This is a genomic window from Streptomyces sp. NPDC020845 (genome assembly GCF_044334165.1).
In the GTDB taxonomy this organism is placed as follows: Bacteria; Actinomycetota; Actinomycetes; order Streptomycetales; family Streptomycetaceae; genus Streptomyces.
In genome coordinates this window covers 245474-265913 of record NZ_JBIRSJ010000005.1, presented here as the reverse complement: position 1 = coordinate 265913, position 20440 = coordinate 245474, and the positions used below count along the sequence as shown (strand labels likewise).

The window sequence follows — 20440 nt, the reverse complement described above, 5'->3', positions numbered from 1 at the left end:
CGCTGAGGCCACCGCGTCTCGCCGTCCCGAACTCACCACAAACTCACTGGACGGGGTCGGCCGGCCCCGTGATCACGGCCGTGACCCGGCTCCCCGGCGGCAGCCGCTCACCACCCGCCAGGTCGTACACGCACCGCAGCATCTTGGCGACGTAGCGGCGCTCCACGGCCAGACCGTGCCGCGCCTCGAAGTCCTCGGCGAAGGCCGCCAGCTCGGCGGGGACGCGGCCGTAGCCGCCGCCGTGGTGGTCGTGGTCGATCCGCCAGTTCGCGAAGGTGCGCCCCCACCCCCGCTCGTGCAGGCTCGCCACCTCGCCGTCCAGATACCGGGCGCCCTTGACCACCGCGACCCCCAGCGCCCGGGCGCCCTCGGGGAGCGCGGCGGCGATCCCGGCCAGCGTGCCCCCGGTGCCCACCGCGCAGCACACCACATCGCCCGCCCCCAGACCGGGCAGGTCCGCGACGAGCTCCGAGACGATCTCCGCGGCCCCGCGCGCCGCCGCCACGTTCGTACCGCCCTCCGGCAGCACGTAACACCGGCCCCACCGCTCCTCAAGACCCCGGACCGTCTCCGGCTCCGCCAGCCCGCGCAGCGCCTCCCGGAACCGCGCCCGGTCCCAGAACGCCAGCGCCATCCCGTACCCCTCGGCCCGCGCCAAGGACCAGTTGCGCTCCGCCCGAGCCAGCTCATCGCCCCGTATGACCCCCACCGTCCCCAGCCCCACCGCGGCCCCGGCGGCGGCCACGGCGCGGATGTGGTTGGAGTACGCGCCGCCGAAGGTCAGCAGCCGCGAGTGCCCCTGGTCGAGGGCGGCCGTCAGATTGAGGGCCAGCTTCCGCCATTTGTTGCCGGGCACCGCAGGGTGCACGAGATCGTCCCGCTTCAGCCACAGCTCCACGCCCCGCCGGGCCAGCCGGTCGTCGTGCACCCGCTGGAGCGGGGACGGCAGCCGGGGCGCGAGGGCGACGGCGGGGTCGATGGGCGCGGTCATCTGTCCATTCTGCGGCGTCTCTGCCTGGTCAGGCACGCGTACTGGATCGCCCTCTCTGTCACGTCCGGTCGTGATGGTGCCGCCGGTCGCCGTGGCATTGCGACGACAGAGAGGGCGTTGTTCGGGTGTCCCTCAATAGGCGTCATTTAGGTGTCATTAGGTGCGGGTTGGGGCTAGCTTTGGGTGTCATGACGACCGAGGTGCACGTACCGAACGACGCGCTGCGGGCCGTGCGCATCGGCCTGCGGATGAGTCAGGACGACCTGGCCAAGGCGCTCCGCCGAGCGGGTGTCGAACTGGGCGAGCCGAACGACGCCGGCAAGAGGCTCGTCCAGCGGTGGGAAGCCGGTATCAGCAGATCGCCGAGGCCCGTGTATGCACGCGCCCTGGAGAGGGTGACGGGCATGCCGGCCGAGGCTCTGGGGTTCGCCCCACAGGTGCCCCTGGCCAGGGTCCAGGGCGACGGTCGAGGGGGGCACGACATGGCACCGGGCCCGGAGGGTGTCGCCTCCACGGCGGCGGACACCGAGTCAGCCGCGACGGCTGCCGAGACGGCCGGGGCCAACTACAGCGGCGTATGGCTGTCGCGGTACGAGTTCTACTCCTCGGGTCGCGACGACTCGTTCGAGGGCAGGCACTATGTCGTGCTCGTCCAGCACGGCAACCGGCTGACGGGGCGCTCTCTCAACGGGGCGTCGCTGAACCCGGATTCGCCGCTCTCCCTGGACCTCACCGTGGACCGGAACGTGGTTACCGGTACCTGGACCGAGCAGACGGCGAGGGACGGCTACTACCAGGGCGCGTCCTACCACGGTGCGGTTCAGCTGCTCGTGGAGCCCACCGGCCGACGCATGGCGGGCAAGTGGGTCGGGTTCGGCAAGGACTTCGACGTCAACACCGGACCGTGGGAGCTGAGGCTCATGGACACCTCGACGTCCAAGGCGGCCCTGGAACGGTACAGCGTCCCGCCGGAGTGACCGGAGTGACCGGGCGGGGCGCCTTGAGCGGGACCGTCGAACAGCGGCCCCGCCCCGGATGCCTGAACGTACGCGGCCCGTCAGGCGAACCGGGCGATGGCGGTCATCGTCGGCCGCATGTTCCGCAGGGCGGGCAGCCGGTACAGCACCGGCGTCAGCGCCCCGAAGTACGGGCCCCGGCCGCGCGGCAGATGCAGCTCACGCACATCGACGACGCCCGGGTGGGCCGTACGCACCTTCGCCAGCTCACCGGCGTTCAGGCCCCACGGCATGCCGGGCATGCGGTAGCCCGACGCGGGGCGCTTCTCGCCGCGCTGGGTGCCGGCGCTGAGCCAGCGGGGCACGGCGTCGAAGACCAGCGCCCCGCCCCGGAACCGCTCGGCGCACGCCGCGATCAGCTCCCGCACCTGGGGCGGGCGCAGATACATCAGCAGCCCCTGGGCGGTGAGCAGCACACCGCCCTCGGTGTCGACCTCGTCCATCCAGGACAGGTCGAGCACGGACTGGGCCAGGGTGCGCCGCCGCTCGGTGTCCGGCAGCAGGGCGCGGCGCAGCTCGGCGGTCTCCGGGAGCTCGACGCCCAGCCAGTGCGCCCGGCCGTTGTCGATCCGCCAGAACTGGGTCTCCAGGCCCTCGGCGAGGTTGACGACGGTGCCGGTCGGGTGGTCGGCGAGGAAGGACTGTACGGCGGCGTCGAAGGTCCGCACGCGCAGCGCCTGGCCCTGGGCGAGCAGCGGGTGGGGCGGGCCGAAGGTCTTCTCGAAGGGGAAGTCGAGGCGGTCGACGAGCTCGATGGCCATGGGGTCGTGGAGCACCGTGCGGGGCTGCCGGGCCTCGTACGCCCGGTGGTAGAGGTTCCACAACAGGGTCTCGGGGAGGCTGCTGAGTCGTACGGTCACCTTGTCCTGGTCCGCCACGATTCCTTGGCTCCTTCCGGCTGTCCATCTTCCGGCCGTATGTCCGGGCGAATACCGCCGCGAACGCTAATGGTCCGACCGGGCCAGGTGTGGGCGCCCACGCCGTATGAGATCAAATCTGGACTTGGGGCGGAAGTTGGGCGCCGGACTATGCTCGGCACACCGCCCGGGCGCGTTGGACGGCCGCACGAGGCGCACCACCGCCACAGGGGGAGGAGATCGCATGGGGCCGGGGGACGGCGAGATCGCGACGCACGGCGAGCGCGGCGCCGGACGGCTGATCGCCGGCCGGTATCTGCTCCTGGACCGGCTCGGCAGGGGCGGTATGGGGACTGTCTGGCGCGCGCGTGACAAGGTGCTGGAGCGCGAGGTCGCCGTCAAGGAACTGCACATTTTCACCGACGGCGGCGAGGAGCACAGACGGCTGCTGCGGCGCGCGGTCCGGGAGGCCCGTACGGTCGCCCGGGTGCCCCACCCCCATGTGGTGGGGGTGCACGACCTGGTCGAGCACGAGGACCGGTTATGGATCGTCATGGAACTCATCGACGGCCCTTCGCTCGTCCGCCTGCTCGCGGATCACGGGCCGCTGCCGCCGCAGCGGGCCGCCGTCCTCGGGCTGCAAATGCTCGGCGCCCTGGAGGCCGTCCATGCCGCCGGAGCGCTGCACCGCGACGTCAAGCCCGCCAATGTGCTGCTGCGCAGGGACGGCAGCGCGGTGCTCACCGACTTCGGCATCGCGATCCTGGACGACGGCGAGTTCCTGACGACCACCGGAGAGCTGGTCGGATCCGCCGACTTCATGGCGCCGGAGCGGCTGAACGGCGACGCGGTCGGGCCCGCGTCCGACCTGTGGTCGCTGGGCGCGACCTTGTGTGTCATCAGCTCGGGGGAGTCGCCCTTCGGGCGTACTTCGCGCGTCGCCACGCTCCACGCCGTGGCGTTCGGGGAGCCGATGATCCCGGAGCGGGTCGGGCCGCTGCGGCCAGTGCTGGAGGCCCTGCTGCGCAAGGCGCCCGAGCAGCGCCCGTCCGCGGCCGCGGTGCGGGACGCCCTGCGGCGCGTCGCCGACGGCGCCGCGGACCCCGGCCCGCCGCCGCCGTACGCGGCGTCACCGCCGGAGGCGGGGCCGCCAGCGTACGCGGGGCCGCCACCGGACGTTCGGCCTCTGCCGACCGTGCCGTCGGCCCCGACCGCGCAGCCCGAGGCCGTACGGACGTCGAACCTCATCGCGGACGCGGAGACCCGGACGCATGCGGGCGATCCGGCCCACTGGGCGGGCGGTTGGGAGCCGACCGCCATCAGCGCCGGCCCTCTGCCAACCGGCCGCGATGACGATCGCCGACGCGGCCGGAAACGGACGTGGTGGGCGGTGGCGGCCGGGGCCGTTGTGCTCACGGGCGGGCTCGTCGCCGGTCTGTTCGTCACCGGTACGCCCCCGTTCGGGCGGGACGACGGCCCGACCACCACGAAGACCAAGGTGACGGTGCGGGCGACCATGGGCTGGCAGCGGGCGGCGGTGACGACACCCATCCGCAAGGGCGACAGAGTGACCGTGCGCTACACCACGGGCACCTGGACGGTGGACCACCGCGAACGAGGACTGCCCTACGTCGGCGCGCGCGGCCTTTCCGCAGCCGACGACCAGACCTTGGAGTTCGCCAAAAGCTGCAAGGTGAACCCCGGAGCGAGGTTCGGAACGCTGCTGGGGCGCTTCTGGGGAGACGCAAAGCCCGGGCCGGCCCGCATCGTGGCGCCCGAGTGGAGCTTCCGGGCGGCCCGTAGCGGGGCATTGGAGCTGCGGATCAATGATGATTGCCTGGACGACAACAAAGGAACCCTCGACGTGACCCTGTCGGTCACCCACTGAGCCACTGATCCGTTACGGTTCCGGCCCGGGACGCGTCGTATGTCTCCCCTATGCTGGGAACCGTGCCGCATTTTCTCGACACACTGCCCTTCGACTGGAGCAGGCCGGAGTCGCGTGAACTGCACGACTTCCTCGCGGGTATCCATTTCCGGGAAGGGCCGGTCGTCGAGTTCGCGGTGCGGGCGGGGGTGAAACCGGCGACGGTCGCATGGGATCGGCCGATGCATTCCGTCTGGCACGACCTGATCACCAAGGCCCGTAACCAGAATCGGCTCCGCGCTCTGCTCGAACAAGTGGCGGAAAAAGATGAGGCGGTGGCGCTGCGGCTGCGCGAGCTGACGGCGGCGGAGCCGGTGGTGGAGGCCCCGGCGGCCGTCGATTCGGGGGTCGTCTGGAAAGGGTTCGACGCCCGTGACGCATGGGAGCGGCAGATCTTCGACCAGCCGACCCTGCTCGATGTGGCGTTCATGCGGCGCGGGGTCGAGCTCGCCCCGGCCGTGGTGCGGCTGCTGGTGACGCTGGAGAGCGGCCGGGCCTACGGGACCGCGTTCCGGATCGGCGAGGACCTGCTGCTGACCAATCACCACGTCCTCTACGACATCGGCCCCGGCCCCGGCCCCGGCCCCGGCCCTGGCCCCGGTCCTGGCCCCGCGACGCGCGTCGAGGCATGGCTGCACTACGAGCTCGACACCGCCGCCCGGCACCGCGCCCATACGGTGGTGCGCTGCCGCCCCGAGACGATCACCGGCGACCCGGCGCACGACTGGGCCGTGATCCGGGCGGACGGGCCGCTGCCGGACGATATTCCCGTCGTCGAATTGGCGGATGCCGAACCGGTCCTGGTCGGCGAGCGGGTCTCCATCATTCAGCATCCGAAGGGCGGGGTGAAGAAGATAGGGATGCACCACAACATCGTCCGCCATGTCGATGACGATGTGATCCAGTATTGGACGGATACGGAGGCCGGTTCCTCCGGCTCGCCCGTCTTCAATGAACGGTGGCAATTGGTCGGGCTGCACCATCGATGGGTGGCCGTCGAGGAGTTCGGGAAGCGGGAATTCCGTAATCAGGGACGCCGGATATCCCGGGTGGCGGAGGGGCTTGTCTCGGCGGGGGTGCTGTGAGCGATATGAGTCTGCTGGACAACGCCCCTTTCGCCGCCGACGACCCGCAGGCGCGGGAACTGCTCACCGCGCTCCTCACCGCGTACGACCAGGGGGCCGAGGTACGGGCCTTCGTGCTGGCGGCGGGGATGCGCGCCGCCGAGTTCGCGTGGACGGCGCCCATGGCGGAGGTGTGGCCGCAGGTCCTGCGCCGGGCGGCGGACCAGGGGAGGCTGCGGCGGCTGGTCGGCCTGATCGCCGAGGACCCCAACAGCGCGGCGTACGGGATCATCGCCCGGCTCGCCGCCACCCCGACCGGCGCCATATCTGCGGCTTCCGCACCCCTCTCCTATCAGCCGGGCGACGTACGCCGACTGGTCATGGACGCTCTGGACGACGATGAACTCAACGCACTCTGCCTCGATCATTTTCCTTCGGTGTACGGCCAGTTCGCCCAGGGCATGAGCAAATCACAAAAGACGCTACGGCTGATCGAGTACTGTGCGCGGCGTGATCGGCTACCGGACCTCGTAGGACGGGTCGGCGAGGTCAACCCCGTCAGGCACCGCGAGTTCACCGACCGCCTGGAAAACCGAGACGAGAGGTGAGCATGGACGAGCGTGAGCTGAAACTCAATTCCCTGTCGCGGTACGCCAAGACATCACCGCATTTCATCCTCGAGGAACACGGACACTGCGAGGTGCCCGCCGGATGCGGCGGCGTGGTGCTGCGGTGGCGCAATCCGCGGGCCGGAGTTCCCTTCACCATGTGGCTGGAGACGGACGGCCCGGGCGAGATGTATCTCGACGGCACGGCGCCCTCCTCGTCCCGCCCGTTGGTCTCTTTCGGTACGCACGTCCTCGCGTTCGAGATAGCCGCGTACGACCCCGCGTACACCACGCTGATGTTCGCCGGGCTCTACAAGCAGGATGAAGACATCCACGCGCGGACCACGGCCTCTGACAGGGGCGAGCAGACGTCCGTGCTCTCGGCGGCGGACGGCAGTTGGAAATACTGCCTCGACGAGCCGGAGGACGACGCCTGGACGCGCCCCGGTTTCGACGACGACGGCTGGCGGCCCATGGTGGAGCGGTCCGAGCGGCGGCCGCCGGAGGATCCGGAGCGGAATGCCGAGCCTTATCGGGTGCGAAAGCTGAGGGAATTCGGCGCGGCCGGCCTGGGGATTCCCGGTGCCGGTGCCCCTGGAGGTGGCGGTGCCGGTGGAGGTGCCGGTGGCGGTGCTGGTGCTGGTGCTGGTGGCGGTGGCGGCCGGGTCTGGGTCCGTAAGGTCTTCAACGTTTCCGATCCGGGCGCGGCCTGACAACTCACGGAGGTTAACGATGCCGGAACGGGCCCCGCTGGTGCTCATCCCGCAATTCTTCGGCAGCCTGGTCTTCGACCGCCGTACGTCGCGATATCTGCCCTTCGACGCCGAGGCCACGGACGTCCTGAGGCGGCTGCGTGCGCACCCCGTCGACCGCCTGCTCGCGGAGACGGACGACGCGGACCGGCGCGGCCGGATCCAGCGGTTCTTCGAGCACTTCTACGACCTGGGGTTCTTCACCGTCGACGGCCGGTTCGCCGGTGCCGTCCACGATGACCTGGACGTGCCGCCGGACCATCTCACCGGCCCGCTGGCGGTCCATCTGGAGGTCATCGCCTCCTGCAACCTGGGCTGCACCCACTGTTTCGCCGGTGACCTCCCGCGCCGCGAGAAGCGGCTGAACCTGGAGGAGATCGACCGGCTCTTCGCCGAAATGGCACGGCTCGGCGCCTTCCGGCTCGGCCTCACAGGCGGTGAACCGCTGCTGCGGAAGGATATTTTCCAGATCATTGACATGGCTCTGGCCCATGGCCTGGCCCCGTGTATCACCACCAATGGCCTGCTCATCACGGAGGACATCGCCAAGGAATTCGGGAAGCGCGAACTGGTCTGGCTGAATGTCAGCCTGGAAGGCGCGACCGCCGAGACCAACGACCGGGTGCGCGGGCCCGGAACCTTCGCCAAGGTGCTCGACCGCCTCGCCGTCCTCCGTGAACACGCCCGTTTCACCCTGGCGTTCACCATCATGCGGACCAATCTCGATGAGATCGACGCCTGCGCCGAACTCGCGCATGAAGTGGGCTCGGATACAGCGGTGTTCCGGCCGCTGTACCCGGTCGGTGTCGCCGAGCGGAATCAGGAGCTGATGCCGAGTTTCGCGGATTACACCGAGGCGCTGAACGGCCTGTCGCGGCTGGGCAGCCAAAGCCTCGACGACCCCCTCGATCTGCATCACATCGACCCGTTCAGCCCGCATTCCCGGCAGGAGACGCAGTCCGTCATCCACCAGAACTACGGCTGCGGCGCCGGAAACCTCGTGTGCTCCGTCTCCGTGTCCGGCGACGTCAACCCGTGCAGTTTCCTCGGCCCGGATTTCGTCGCCGCCAACGTACGGGAGACCTCGCTGGCCGAGATCTGGCACCACAGCGCCGGCTTCCGGGCGATACGGGCCCTTCCGTACACCGATCCGGCCAGCGGCCACGGCCAGACCGCCACCTTCGCGGGCGGCTGCCGCGCCCGCTCCCTCGTCCTGGCCGGCTCGGTCAACGCCCCCGACCCCTGGATCGCCGAACAGGTCCAGGCGGAGGCGCGCTCGGGATCGGCGGTCCGCAATCCGCTCGTCATCCTCGATGTATCGGCCCGCCCGCGCGGGCGCGGCTGCCACGGATCGTGCGGGTAAGGGCGAGGCGATGGGATCGGCACACGACATGGGATCCGAACACGGGACGGGCTCCGCGTACGGGACGGGCTCCGCGTACGAATGGCTGCGCACCGACCACACCGCCACCGGCAGCGCCCCCGAGCTGCTGCGGCTCGCCCGCGAGCTGGAGGCCCAGGGCGATCTGCGCACCGCCGCCACCGCGTACGACCGCGCGCGCATGGTCGCCCCGGCCGACTCCGAGATCGCCGAGGCCCGCGGCGCCCTGCTGGACCGGATGGCAGTGGAGGAGCACGGCATCCTCTTCCGCTATGTCCCGGCCGGCTCCTTCGCGATGGGCTCCGCCGACGGCGACCCGGACGAGCGCCCGGTGCACCCGGTCCGGCTCGACGACTACTGGCTGTCCGAGACCCCGGTCAGCTGGGCGGCCTTCTGCGACCTCATGGACTGGGAGCCGGCGCCCGCCGGAATGCCCCGGGAGAAGCGGAAGCGGAAGCGGAGCGGGGCGGTGGACCCCAGCTGGTTTCTGCACGAGGCGAACAAGATCCGCCTCCAGTACTGCGAGGACGCGACCGTCCGCGCCACCGACTGGCACGCCCATGCGCCGCGCCACGACTGGGTCAGCGGAGACGGCGAGCGGGTCGACTCCCGGACCCTGTTCGGCACCCCGCGCCGGGACGACCCCCGGCGCCCATGGGCGTACGACCGTAAACCCATGGTCAGCGTGTCCTGGCAGGACGCCGAGGAACTGTGCGAGCGGCTGTCCACCCGCGAGGTCCGATACGGCCTGCCGACCGAGGCGGAGTGGGAGCGGGCCGCGCGTGGCGGCCTGCCCGGTCACCGCTACCCCTGGGGCGACGCGCCCCCGACCCCCGAGCGCTGCGACTTCGACCGCTTCGACCAGTTCGCCATCCTGCCCATGCGGCGCCTGCCGCCCAACGGCTATGGGCTGTACGGGATGAGCGGAGGGGTGTGGGAGTGGACGGCCGACTGGTACGACGCGTCGTACTACCGGACCGGCCCGGGGACCAACCCGACCGGGCCCGACCGGGGCCAGGAGCGGGTGCTGCGCGGCGGCTCCTGGGCGGACTGCGCCGAGGCGGTCACGGTGTCCTTCCGGATGTCCCGTGAGGCGGGCAGCTGGCGGCAGGGCGGCTGGGGCGCGCATATGACCCCCAACATCGGCTTCCGGCTGTGCCGCAAGGGCCTCGCGCCCACGGCGACGCCATGACGGGCGACCCCCACAGCGACCGCCACCGTGACGCGTACGGTGCCGTGCGCAACGCGGGCGTCGTACGGGCGCTGATCGACCGGGCGCTGTCCGAGGACGAGATCCGGGACCTGTGCTTCGACCACTACCCCGAGGTGTACCGGGAGCTGGCGGCGGCCATGAGCCGCCGCGAGTGCATCCGCAGGCTGGTCGCCTGGTGCCACGACCGGGGCGAGCTCGGGGCGCTTGTCGCCCGCGTCGCCGAGATCAACGCGCAGGCAGTCGTGGCGCACGCCGAAGCGCTAGCCGCGCCCTCACGGGACTCACAGGACGCGGCCCCCGAGCCCGCACCGCCGAAACGCCCCCTGACGGCAGGCATCATCCACGCCCTGCCTCCCGCCCCCAGCTTCGTCGGCCGCGCGGACGAACTGGCCGCGCTCAGCCGCTTCTGGCAGGACGGCGAGCCGGGCGTGCTGGCGCTGCTCGGGCTGGGCGGCGCGGGAAAGACCGCGCTGGCGGGGGAGTTCCTGGCCCGGCTGCGGCGACAGGGAGACCCGCCGCCCGACGAGCTGTTCATCTGGAGCTTCTACCTCAACCAGGACGTCAAGGAGTTCCTGGAGGTCGCCTACGCCTACTTCAGCGGCGGCGCGATCGCGCGCGGCAGCCCCATGGGCACCTTCTACCTGCTCACCGAACTCCTCACCGGACCCGGCCGCAGGCTGCTCGTGCTGGACGGCCTGGAGCGGGTGCAGCGCCCGGCCACCGACCGCCAGGGCGTCTTCGGCGATCTGACCGACCGGCTGCTCGCCCAGGTCATCGACCGCCTGGCCGACGGCTTGGGCGCCACCAAGTGCCTGATCACCAGCCGCCTCCCGCTGCCCCGGCTGGCGCCCTGGCACGGCCGCGGCTACGCCTGGCTCGACATCGACCAGCTGTGCCGCGAGGACGCGGTGTCCCTGATCCGCGACCGCGGCGTACGCGGTGGCGACGACGCGCTGCACGCCCTGATCGACGAGTACGGCGCCCACGCACTGACCCTCGACCACCTCAGCGGCTACCTCGTCGAATACGCCGCCGCCGACCCGGCCGGCGCCGCCTCCCTGCCCGAGCCGCGCGCCGACTCCGGAGAGCCACAGGAGCGGCGCCTGGCGCGGGTGCTCGACGCGTACGAGACGGCGCTCAGCGAGCGGGAGACTGCCCTGCTCGCCCGGCTGTGCATCTTCCGCTTCGGCGCGTCCGCCGAGCAGCTGCACTCCGTCTTCACCCGCGCCGCCAACCCCCAGATCGCGGGCCCGCTGCGCGGCCTCGGCCTGCGCGACGTCCTCGCAGCCCTGCGCCACCTCCGCCAACTCCACCTCGTCCTGAACGAATCCGCCGGCCTGTTCACCGTCCACCCGGCGGTCCGCGACCACTTCTACCGCTCCTTCACCGACCCGCGCTCCGTCCACCAGGCCATACGCCGCCACTACAGCGCCCTGGTCACCGGCCCCGGCGTACTGCCCCCCGACCACCCCGAGACCCTGGACCTCCTCGAAGAGCTGGTCCACCACTCGCTCGCGGCCGGCCATGTCGCCGAGGCCGAGGAGGTCTACCGGCTCCGCATGGGTGGCTACCAGCACCTCGCCTGGCAGATCGGCCAGTACAGCCGGTGCGTCCGCGTCCTGGAGGAGTTCCCCACCTGTCCCGACCCAGGCGGCCTCCTCTGGTGCTACCGCGCGATCGGCGACCTCCCCGCCGCCCTGGCCCGTATCGACCCGGACGACAGCTGGTGGCTCGCCATGATCGGCACCCTCAGAGGCCGCCTCGTCGAGGTGGCCGACCTCCTGCGCGGCAGCCGCCGCGACCCCATCCTCGCCGTCTCCCGCGCCCTCACCGGCGCCCTGCCCATCGGTCAACTGGCCGACGCCCCCGTCTGGTTCGGCCTCCCGCTCTCCCCGGCCGAATGCCTCCTGGAGGCCGGCCTCCCCGAACCGGCCCGCGTCTACGTCTCCCGCGCCCGCTCGGAGCTCGCCGACGCCTCCCGTGACGTCGACTGGAACGACGAGGTCGCCCGCTACGACCTGATCGAGGCCACCCTCGCCTGCCACTCCGGCGACCTCGTCATGGCCCAGAGCCTGCTGGACAAGGCCACCCAGTGGATCGTCACCTCCGGCTCCCAGGAACACCTCTGCCTCCTCCACCTCGCCCGCGCCCGCCTCGCCCGCGCCCAGCACCACCCCACCCTCGCCACCACCGCACTCCGCGAGGGCCTCCGCACCGCCGAGCAGTGCGGCTTCGGCCTCCACCGCCTCGCCCTCCTCCTCGAAAATGCCGAACTGGCCCTCTCCGACGACCCCCACACCGCCACCACCCTCGCCACCACCGCCCTCCACACCGCCTCCGACCCCGCCTGCCACCACGTCTGGGCCATGTCCCGCGCCAGCCACCTCCTGGCCCAGTCCCACCACCGCCAGGGCGACCCCGCAGCCGCCCTGGCCGAACTGACCCGCACCATCGCCCTCCAGCGCGACATCGGCGACCCCCGGCTGACCGGATCCCTGGAACTACTGGACCGGATCGAGCGCCGCCGCGGGTGACGGGGCGCGCGGGCGAGTGCCGTATCGCGTACCGTCGACCGCATGGCGCTGACGGACATCACGAGTTCCGAGGTCATCCGGGCCATCGAGGAGTTCGACCTGCTGGGCCGCGAAAGGTTCCTGCGGATGTACGAATTCGGCCGCGCGCGACGCTATCTGCTCGCCCACGAGGGCAGGTTCTACGACTCCAAGGCGATCGTCGGCACTGCTCATGGCTATCTTCCGGGTCAGTCCCCTCTCACGGCGAAAGACTTCTCCGGCGGCGAGAGGCACGCGGTCGGTTTGCTCCGACGGCTCGGCTTCACCGTCGTGGACGACCCCGGCTCAAGCCGCGCGCAGCAGGCGCCGCAGGACCATCTCCTCGACCGCCTCGCCGGGCTCAAGGTCAACCGCGCATCCGGCCGCCCGGCCCTCTACCAGCCGATCGCGCTGCTCTGGGCCACCGGGCGGGCCCGCCGCGGCGAGCGGCGGCTGCTTCCGTGGGGCGAGACCGAGCAAGCGCTCCGTGACCTCCTCGAGCGCCACGGCATGCGAGGCGAGCGCCCGCGTCCCGACTACCCTGTCTCAGCCCTGCACCACGCGGGGCTGTGGGTGCTGCACGATCATTCCGGCCCCGTACCCAAGGCTCATGGCGACGCCGCGCTGAGGCGCTGGTTCGCCGAGAACCAGCCGCTCAGCGGGGTGCCCGAGCCCGTGTACGACCTCCTCAGGCGCTCGGGCGAGGCGCGTGTCGCAGTGATCGATGCCCTGTTGTGCACGTATTTCAATGGCCTGGACTACGGCCCGCTGCTCATGGACGTCGGGCTGTACGACGAGGCAGTGGCCGACGACGCGGACGCGGATTCCACCGACGCGGACGCGGATTCCACCGACGGAGGCGCCCGTGACACCGGCGTACCGCACGCGGTTGTCGTAGCGGCCCAGTACGAACGATGGTGCCGGATCGTTGAGCACCGCGAGAGCGAGAACCGCGGACGGCGCACCACACGTGCCTCGACCAACCCCATCAGATCGGGATCGGCCCGCCGGGCCGTCCTGCTGCGCAGCGAGGGCCGCTGCGAGAACCCGCGCTGCACCGGACAGCCCGCCGATGTGACCGCTTCCGGCGCCCCCATACTCGAAGTCGATCATGTGATGGACCTCGCCCAGGGCGGTCGCGACCACCCGAGCCACATGGTCGCGCTCTGCCCGAACTGCCACGCCATCAAGACCCGCGGCCGCACCCGGGAAGAGCTCCGAGCGACGCTGCTGGACGTGGCGCGGGAAAACCACGCCCGATGGAGCAACCCCCAGGGCGGGTAACTCCCAGGGCGGGTAAACCCCAGGGCGGGTAAGCGAACGGCCCGCTGGCACCGCTCGCCTGCCGGGCTCAGGATGTCCGTCGTGGATGGAGTCACTGGAAGCACGGTTCTCGCCCTGATCGGCGTCCTGCTGGGGACCACGGGCACACTCGTGGGCCAGCACCTGGCGACGCGTGTCGAGGTGCGACGCGATCAGCAGCAACGCGCGGACGCGGGGCGTACGGAGCGCAAAGAGGCCATCTCGGGGTTCCTCGCGGCCGCCCAGCGGGTCGAATTGGTCCTGGATCGCAGGGAACTCGGCCTCCCGGCTCCCGAAGATCCCGAGGACGAGAAGCTGCACGACCTGTGGCTCGCCAAGAAGGCCGTCGAGCTGACCTGCTCCCATGAGGCGGCCCAGGCCGCCCACGACTACACCAAGGCGCTGCATGCGCGTATGCGAGACGCTGCCGCGACCGGTGGCCCGCCGGCCAAGCGCGAGCGTCGGCACGCCTTTATGGAAGCGGCTCGCGAGGAGTTGGCGAGCGGTCGCCCCCGTATCCGGAGATGACCCTCAGGCGGCGCGGGTGTTCAGCCCAGCACCAGCAGTGTCGCGAGCGCTGGGCCGAGTGCGCCGCCCAGTTGGTAGCCGAGGGTGAACAGGCCGATGGCGGTGGGGCGTTGGGTGGGTGGGACGGCGGAGGCGGCGTCCATGGACTGGGTGGCGTTGGCGCCCGTCGCGCAGAACACTGCCGCGCCCGCCGCCGCGAGGAGCGCGGGTGCGCTGTGGGCCCATGCCGCCGTGGTCGCGGCCAGGGTCCCGACCGTGAGCAGCACCGCCCGCACCCGGACCCGCCCCAGCCGCGCGGAGATCGCCGCGAAGCCGAGGGCCAGGGCCGAACCGGTGAGCAGGGCCACCAGTTGGCCCGTGGCCACCGCGCCCGCCGACCAGTCGGCCCGTCGGGCGATCAGCCGCGGCACCGAGAACAGCAGCACGAAGTACGACGTGGAGAGCGTGAGCGCGAGCAGCGCTGCCGTACGGAAGACGGGGGTGCGCAGCACCGTCGTCGGTACGAACCCGTCCGGGTGGCGGCGGATGTGCAGGGCGAGCAGTACGGCCGCGCACACCGCCACGCCGATGGCGGGCAGCGGATAGGTGGGCAGCAGGATGAGACCGGTGGCCAGGGTCGCGAGCAGCAGCGCGCCCCGGGTGTCGAAGCGGCCCTCGGCCGGCGAGCCCTCGGCGGGCGGACCCTCGGCGGGCGTGGCCTTGGCGATGTGGCGCCCGACGGCCGGTACGGCGAGCAGCGCCAGCACCGACACCGCCAGCGCCGCCCGCCAGGACACCGCCTCGGTGATGCGCTCGCCGAGCAGGGGACCGGAGGCGCCCAGCATGCCGAACCCGGCGCTGATCACACCCATCCGCCGGGCGTCGCCCGCCAGGCTCATGGCCACCGCGATCAGCCCCGCCGCGCCGGCGGCCTGCGCGGCGCGCCCGACGAGGGTCAGTGGCAGCCACGGCGACGCGACGAGCACCACGGTGCCGCCGAGCACGAGCCCGGCCCCGGCCCGTAGCGCCGCCCGCGCCCCGCGCCGCCGTAGCAGCGTCGCCATCAGCGGCATCCCCACCGTCATGGCCCACGCGAACGCGGTAACCAGCCAGGCGGCGGTCGCCGTGCCGACGCCCAGCGAACGGCCCATGTCGTCGAGGATGAGGACCGGGGCGTTGGCCCCGGCGGCGACCGGGGTGGCCAGCAACGCCAGCCACAGCACGGGGACTCGACGGTTTCGGTCAGTGCTCGTGCCGGTGGCAGTGGTGCTCGTGCTGGCAGCGGCACCGCGTGGGTCCGGTCTTGCGGTGGTGGACAACGATTCCCCCGTCTCATTTGCCTCAAGGTTGATTCTCTCAACGTTGAGATAAAAGCAAGCCTGCTTGTGTGGCGTCAAGTGTCTTAACATTGAGAAGGTCTACGCTGAGGAAAAACGAGCAAGCCGAGGGGAGCGCCGATGAGCGACGCCATCGACCTCATCGCCGAGCAGTGGGTGAAGGAGCGCCCCGAGCTGGCGGACGAGCTCTGGCCGGTCCACGTGCTCGGCCGCGTACAGCGGATGCAGCGCATCATCGACAAGTCGCTCAAGGTGTTCTGGGCCGAACACGGCCTGGAGCCCGGCGAGTTCGACGTCCTCACCACGCTCCGCCGCTCGGGTCCGCCCTACGCCCTGACCGCGGGTGCCTTCCTCAAAGCCGCCATGGTGACCTCCGGTGCCATCACCAACCGCATCGACCGTATGGAGGCCAAGGGGCTGGTCGAGCGGGTGCGCGAGGGCGGCGACCGGCGCACCGTGCTCATCCGGCTGACCGAGCACGGCCGGGAGCTCATCGAGGGCGCGATGGCCGCGCATCTGCGCAACTACGCCGAGATCCTCGGCTCCCTCGACCGCGACGAGTGCGAGCAGATCGCCGCCGGCCTGCGCAAGGTGCTCGAGGCCCACGGCGACACGTCCATCACCTGAGAGCGGGCACCTGGGAGGGGCGGAGAGCCTGGCGCTCAGTACCCCAGGGCGATGGTGTGGCCGGCGGTGGCCGGGTCGGCCGCCGCGGTGAGGATGGCGTCGGCGAGGTCGGCGCGCGCGATGGTGATGCCGCCGCGCACATTGCGGTCGGTGGCGGTGCGGTAGGCGCGGCGGCGGCCATCGGTGAGGCGGGGCGGCCGCATGATCGTCCAGTCCAGTCCGCTGGCCTTGACGGCCTGGTCGGTGCGGGCGAAGTCGGCGAAGCCGTCCCGCAGAAACCGCCGCAGCATGGGCTTGATCATGCTGCGGGTGAACGGCCCGTCGCCCTCGTCGACGATATGGCCGCTGGCCGTGACGACTATCAACCGGCGGCTGTCGGTGGCCCGCATCGCGGTGATGATCGCGCGGGCGCCGTCGCTGCACACCGTGATGTCGTCCTTGCCGCGCGGGCCCAGGGCCGATACGACGGCGTCCTGTCCCTTCACCGCCTCCGTGATCGCTTCGAGGTGCTGGAGGTCGGCTTTTACGACCGCTTTTACGACCTCGAGCCGCGGGTGGTCGGCCTGCTGCAGGCGGGCCGGGTTCCGGACGACCGCGGTGATGTGATGACCGGCCTCAAGTGCCTGGTTTACGAGGTGCTGCCCAGTTCCGCCGGTCGCACCGAAAACAGTGATACGCACGATGACCTCCTGGATCCCGTGGGCTAGTGAACACTAACCCCCAGGGTGGGCTAGTGTTTACTAACTGTCAAACCGAGACTGGGAGAGCAGTGGTGAGCACACGGGAGCGGATCCTGGACGCGGCGGCGGACATCCTGCGTACCCGTGGTGTCGTACACGCCACGACCAAGGAGATCGCGCAGGCCACAGGCGTGTCGGAGCCCACGCTTTACAAGTACTTCGGGGACAAGGAGCGGCTGCTGCTCGCCGTCCTGGAGGAACGGCTGCCCGGCCTGTCCGGCGTCTCGGTCCGCCCGGGCGCGGGTGACGTCGAGGAGAACCTTGCGGAGCTCGCCCACGCGGTTCTGCACTTCTACCAGCGGTCGATCCCGATGCTCGGCGCTCTCCTGGCCGATCCGCAGCGCATGGCGGCACACCGGGTGGCGATGGACCGGCACGGCGGCGGCCCCGACAAGGCGGTGGCCGGCTTCGCCGCCTATCTGCGGGCCGAACAAGACCTCGGCCGTATCGCCGCGGACGCGGACCCGGAGGCCTCCGCGACGCTGCTGATCGGCGCATGCTTCCAGGAGGCGTTCCTGCGCTACTACGCCCAGGGCCCGGAAGCCGACGCCGCCCCGCGCTCCCGGGCCGAGGCTCTGGCCCGTGCGGTGGTCAGACCGCTGCTGTGATCACGGCTGGCGCGGCGCGAGGATCCGGTCCAGGGCGCGGCGGGTGCGTTCCGCGGCTTCGGGCGCGGCGAAGAGCTGGATCTCCTGGTTGAGGGCCATGTAGAGGCCGACCAGCTCGTACGCGATCTGCTCCGGGTCGGTGTCGGCCGGCAGATCGCCCGCCGCGACGGCGGTACGCACCTCGGCGGCGAGCCGGCGCCGCCCGAGCCCGAACAGCCGCGCCACCGCGTCGTGTACGAGCCCGTCGCGGGCGTCGAACTCGATGGAGGCGGTGGTGAAGAGGCAGCCGCCGGGGAAGGTGTCGCGGGCCGTCTCCAGGTAGGTGATCCACGCCTCGCAGATGGCGCGCAGCCGGGGCAGCCCGGGCTGCGCGCCCTGCGCGGGCTCCCATACCAGCCGGGAGTAGATGGCCGCTGCCGCGTCCAGGGTGGCGAGTTGCAGCGCCTGTTTGGTGCCGAAGTGGCCGAGCACACCGGCCTTGCTCATCCCCAGATCGGTGGCGAGGCGCCCGATGGTCAGCCCTTCCAGGCCCTCGACGGAGGCGATGGCGACACCGCGTTCCGTGATGCGCTCCCGAGTTCTGCGGGCCTCGGCGACCGACTTGCGTGGGCTCATGGCGTCAGGATACCCAGTCGGATCCCATTTAGCATCCGACCGATCGGTTGCTATATTCCGTTGGCACGGTCTGCCGTACGTCGAACCGAGGAGAACCGCCGTGTCGCTGTCGCCGAAGCTGCCACCGTTGCCATCGCTGTCGGGAAGCCGCATCGCCGCCCTGGGGCACTACCAGCCCTCGCGCGTACTGACCAACGACGAGCTGTCGACGATGGTCGACACCAGCGACGAATGGATCCGCCGCCGCACCGGCATCGCCACCCGCCGGATCGCCGCGACCGGCGAGTCCGTCACCGACATGGCGACCGCCGCCGCGGGCAAGGCCCTCGCCGGAGCCGGACTTCAGCCCTCCGACATCGGTCTGATCACCGTGGCCACCTGTACCGCGATCGACCGCTGCCCGTCGATCGCCGCCCAGGTCGCGGGCCGCCTCGGCATCCCGTCCGCCGTGGCCTTCGACCTGAACAACGGCTGCGCGGGCTTCTGCACCGCCCTCGCCTGCGCCGACCACTCCGTACGGGCGGGCGCCGCCCGCCACGCCCTGGTCATCGGCGCCGAGAAGATGTCCGACGTGACGGACTGGACCGACCGCAGCACGTGCGTACTGCTCGGCGACGGCGCGGGCGCCGCCGTGATCAGCGCCGCCGAGAACACCGGCATCGGCCCCGTCGCCTGGGGATCCGACCCCACCCGCGGCGACGCCGTACGCCTGGTCGACGACTGGCACCCGTACTTCGCCCAGGAAGGCCAGACCGTCTTCCGCTGGGTCACCGGCGAACTCCCCGCCATCGCCCGCGAAGCCTGCCACCGCGCCGGCCTCGCCCCCGCCGACCTCGCGGGCGTGGTCACCCACCAGGCCAACCTCCGCATCATCGAGGCCGTCGTACGCCAACTCGACCTCCCCGAGCAGGTGGTGATCGCCCAGGACGTCGTCGAATCCGGTAACACCTCAGCCGCGTCCGTCCCGCTCGCCCTGTCCAAGCTGAAGGCCCGCGGCGACCTCCCCTCGGGCGCCCCGGTGCTGCTGCTCGCCTTCGGCGGCGGCCTGTCATGGGCGGGCCAGGTGGTCACCTGCCCCTGAGCTCTGCCCCTGAGCCCCGAGGAACAGGCCATGAGAAGCTTCCGGCCATGAACGTTGGAGCGGCGGAACTGCTACTCGGCGGCGTCGTCCTGGTGGGCGCGTCCGTGCAGTGGCTGACGGGGATGGGATTCGCCCTCGTCGCCGTGCCCGCCCTCGTCCTGCTGCTCGGCCCGGCGTCGGGCGTCGCCCTCGCCAACTGCGCGGCCGGCGCCATCTGCGCGGTGGGCCTCGCCGGAGGCGGCTGGCGTCAGGTGCGGCTGAACGCGATGGTCCCCCTGGTCGCCGCCTCCGCCTGCACCGTCCCGGCCGGCACCTGGGTCGCCGCCCACCTGCCCGAACCCGTCCTCCTCGCCGTCATGGGCGGCCTCGTCACCGTGGCCGTCCTGCTCGTCATGGGCGGCACACGCGTACCCGCCCTGAGCGGCGTCAAGGGAGCACTGACCGCGGGCGCCGCCGGGGGCTTCATGAACTCCTCGGCCGGGGTCGGCGGCCCACCCGTGTCCCTGTACGCCCTGAACGCGGGCTGGGCCGTCCGCGAGTTCGTACCGAACGCACAGTTCTACGGGATCGTGGTGAACGCCTTCTCCATCGCCGCCAACGGGGTTCCCCGACTGGAGTCGGGGGTATGGGCGTTGGCCATGGCCGGAATGGCGGCGGGCGCGGTCATCGGCAGGGCACTCGCCGAGCGCGTCCCGGAGCGGGGAGCCCGGTTGCTCGTCCTCCTGATCGCGCTGGGTGGCGGGCTGTCCACGCTGGTCAAGGGGGTATGGGAGCTGTGACGGCGGCCCTCACCGTACGTCGGCGCACTCCCGGGCGGCCGGGGTCGCATAGCACTCCCGCCGATGCGACTCCTTGTGCGCGCTCTCACCCATCGCGTTCGTCACCGCCATGGCGATGAGGGCGATGACCACGACCACCGCCTGCCGATAGGCCGCCGCCCCCGCCCCGCGTACACCGGCTACGACCCCCGCCACGGCGGCGGCGACGGCCACCACACCCATCTTCACGATGTACGGGCCGACGGATCCTGGTATGTGCTCCGGATCCCAGGAGAAGTACTCCTCGGCCCAGGCCCCGACGAAGAGCATCGCGACTAGGACCAGCTGGGCCGCGACCACCACGCAACCCGCACAGCCACGACCGGGCGGTTTCGTCACTGTCTCGCCTCGTCCCGAGAGGGTCATGGCGTCTCCGGTTACTCTCTCCGTACTCTCTCCGTCTCGCGTCCAGGTAGTGCTCGACCTGGCGCTGGTTCTCGAACA

20 protein-coding genes are annotated in these 20440 nt (G+C 71.4%); 14 read left to right on the top strand and 6 right to left on the bottom strand.

Annotated features, from left to right (window positions below):
- Window positions 1–43 precede the first annotated feature (43 nt).
- Window positions 44–991, bottom strand: a complete 948-nt coding sequence (locus tag ACH4U7_RS14215) for a 1-aminocyclopropane-1-carboxylate deaminase/D-cysteine desulfhydrase (protein WP_398528231.1) — start codon at window positions 989–991, stop codon at window positions 44–46.
- A gap of 188 nt (window positions 992–1179) precedes the next feature.
- Here ACH4U7_RS14215 and ACH4U7_RS14210 point away from each other — a divergent pair, with 188 nt between their 5' ends.
- Complete coding sequence (locus ACH4U7_RS14210) at window positions 1180–1968, top strand: helix-turn-helix domain-containing protein (RefSeq protein WP_398528230.1); 789 nt, start codon at window positions 1180–1182, stop codon at window positions 1966–1968.
- Window positions 1969–2048: 80 nt separating this feature from the next.
- On the opposite strand, the gene ACH4U7_RS14205 is transcribed toward ACH4U7_RS14210, so the two are convergent.
- The gene (locus ACH4U7_RS14205; RefSeq protein ID WP_398528229.1) at window positions 2049–2885 is read right to left on the bottom strand and encodes a class I SAM-dependent methyltransferase; all 837 of its coding nucleotides are present in this window, start codon (window positions 2883–2885) and stop codon (window positions 2049–2051) included.
- Between the two features lie 223 nt (window positions 2886–3108).
- On the opposite strand from ACH4U7_RS14205, the gene ACH4U7_RS14200 reads away from it, so the two are divergent.
- The 9 genes from ACH4U7_RS14200 to ACH4U7_RS14160 all read left to right on the top strand — a co-directional run bounded on the left by ACH4U7_RS14200 (window position 3109) and on the right by ACH4U7_RS14160 (window position 14191).
- Window positions 3109–4752, top strand: coding sequence for a serine/threonine-protein kinase (locus ACH4U7_RS14200; RefSeq protein ID WP_398528228.1), 1644 nt, complete (start codon window positions 3109–3111; stop codon window positions 4750–4752).
- 62 nt (window positions 4753–4814) lie between these two features.
- Entirely contained in the window at window positions 4815–5876 is a 1062-nt protein-coding gene (locus tag ACH4U7_RS14195; RefSeq protein WP_398528227.1) for a trypsin-like peptidase domain-containing protein, read from the top strand.
- Window positions 5877–5881: 5 nt separating this feature from the next.
- Window positions 5882–6463: an effector-associated domain EAD1-containing protein gene (locus ACH4U7_RS14190; protein WP_398528226.1), complete on the top strand. Its 582-nt coding sequence runs from the start codon at window positions 5882–5884 to the stop codon at window positions 6461–6463.
- A 2-nt stretch (window positions 6464–6465) separates the two neighbouring features.
- Window positions 6466–7176, top strand: a complete 711-nt coding sequence (locus ACH4U7_RS14185; RefSeq protein WP_398528225.1) for a hypothetical protein — start codon at window positions 6466–6468, stop codon at window positions 7174–7176.
- A 19-nt stretch (window positions 7177–7195) separates the two neighbouring features.
- Window positions 7196–8578 (top strand): radical SAM/SPASM domain-containing protein, encoded by a 1383-nt coding sequence (locus ACH4U7_RS14180; protein ID WP_398528224.1) that lies wholly within the window; start codon window positions 7196–7198, stop codon window positions 8576–8578.
- A gap of 28 nt (window positions 8579–8606) precedes the next feature.
- Window positions 8607–9788, top strand: a complete 1182-nt coding sequence (locus tag ACH4U7_RS14175; RefSeq protein ID WP_398528223.1) for a formylglycine-generating enzyme family protein — start codon at window positions 8607–8609, stop codon at window positions 9786–9788.
- Complete coding sequence (locus tag ACH4U7_RS14170; protein ID WP_398528222.1) at window positions 9785–12343, top strand: hypothetical protein; 2559 nt, start codon at window positions 9785–9787, stop codon at window positions 12341–12343. The genes ACH4U7_RS14175 and ACH4U7_RS14170 overlap by 4 nt, the downstream gene beginning before the upstream one ends.
- A 42-nt stretch (window positions 12344–12385) precedes the next feature.
- Window positions 12386–13645: an HNH endonuclease gene (locus ACH4U7_RS14165; protein WP_398528221.1), complete on the top strand. Its 1260-nt coding sequence runs from the start codon at window positions 12386–12388 to the stop codon at window positions 13643–13645.
- A gap of 81 nt (window positions 13646–13726) precedes the next feature.
- Entirely contained in the window at window positions 13727–14191 is a 465-nt protein-coding gene (locus tag ACH4U7_RS14160; protein WP_398528220.1) for a hypothetical protein, read from the top strand.
- A 20-nt stretch (window positions 14192–14211) separates the two neighbouring features.
- Here ACH4U7_RS14160 and ACH4U7_RS14155 read toward each other — a convergent pair whose 3' ends face one another.
- Window positions 14212–15393 (bottom strand): MFS transporter, encoded by a 1182-nt coding sequence (locus ACH4U7_RS14155; protein WP_398528219.1) that lies wholly within the window; start codon window positions 15391–15393, stop codon window positions 14212–14214.
- A 234-nt stretch (window positions 15394–15627) separates the two neighbouring features.
- On the opposite strand from ACH4U7_RS14155, the gene ACH4U7_RS14150 reads away from it, so the two are divergent.
- Entirely contained in the window at window positions 15628–16134 is a 507-nt protein-coding gene (locus tag ACH4U7_RS14150) for a MarR family winged helix-turn-helix transcriptional regulator (protein WP_398528218.1), read from the top strand.
- A gap of 35 nt (window positions 16135–16169) precedes the next feature.
- On the opposite strand, the gene ACH4U7_RS14145 is transcribed toward ACH4U7_RS14150, so the two are convergent.
- Window positions 16170–16814, bottom strand: a complete 645-nt coding sequence (locus tag ACH4U7_RS14145) for an NAD(P)-dependent oxidoreductase (RefSeq protein ID WP_398528217.1) — start codon at window positions 16812–16814, stop codon at window positions 16170–16172.
- 92 nt (window positions 16815–16906) lie between these two features.
- Here ACH4U7_RS14145 and ACH4U7_RS14140 point away from each other — a divergent pair, with 92 nt between their 5' ends.
- Window positions 16907–17482, top strand: coding sequence for a TetR/AcrR family transcriptional regulator (locus tag ACH4U7_RS14140; protein ID WP_398528216.1), 576 nt, complete (start codon window positions 16907–16909; stop codon window positions 17480–17482).
- On the opposite strand, the gene ACH4U7_RS14135 is transcribed toward ACH4U7_RS14140, so the two are convergent.
- The gene (locus ACH4U7_RS14135) at window positions 17483–18097 is read right to left on the bottom strand and encodes a TetR/AcrR family transcriptional regulator (RefSeq protein ID WP_398528215.1); all 615 of its coding nucleotides are present in this window, start codon (window positions 18095–18097) and stop codon (window positions 17483–17485) included.
- 136 nt (window positions 18098–18233) lie between these two features.
- Here ACH4U7_RS14135 and ACH4U7_RS14130 point away from each other — a divergent pair, with 136 nt between their 5' ends.
- Complete coding sequence (locus tag ACH4U7_RS14130; protein ID WP_398528521.1) at window positions 18234–19178, top strand: beta-ketoacyl-ACP synthase III; 945 nt, start codon at window positions 18234–18236, stop codon at window positions 19176–19178.
- Between the two features lie 47 nt (window positions 19179–19225).
- Window positions 19226–19957 carry a TSUP family transporter gene (locus tag ACH4U7_RS14125; protein WP_398528214.1) on the top strand — a complete coding sequence of 244 codons (732 nt, stop codon included), beginning with the start codon at window positions 19226–19228 and terminating at the stop codon, window positions 19955–19957.
- Window positions 19958–19966: 9 nt separating this feature from the next.
- Here ACH4U7_RS14125 and ACH4U7_RS14120 read toward each other — a convergent pair whose 3' ends face one another.
- A complete protein-coding gene (locus tag ACH4U7_RS14120; protein ID WP_398528213.1) occupies window positions 19967–20266 on the bottom strand; it encodes a hypothetical protein in 300 nt (99 codons plus the stop codon).
- Between the last annotated feature and the right edge of the window lie 174 nt (window positions 20267–20440).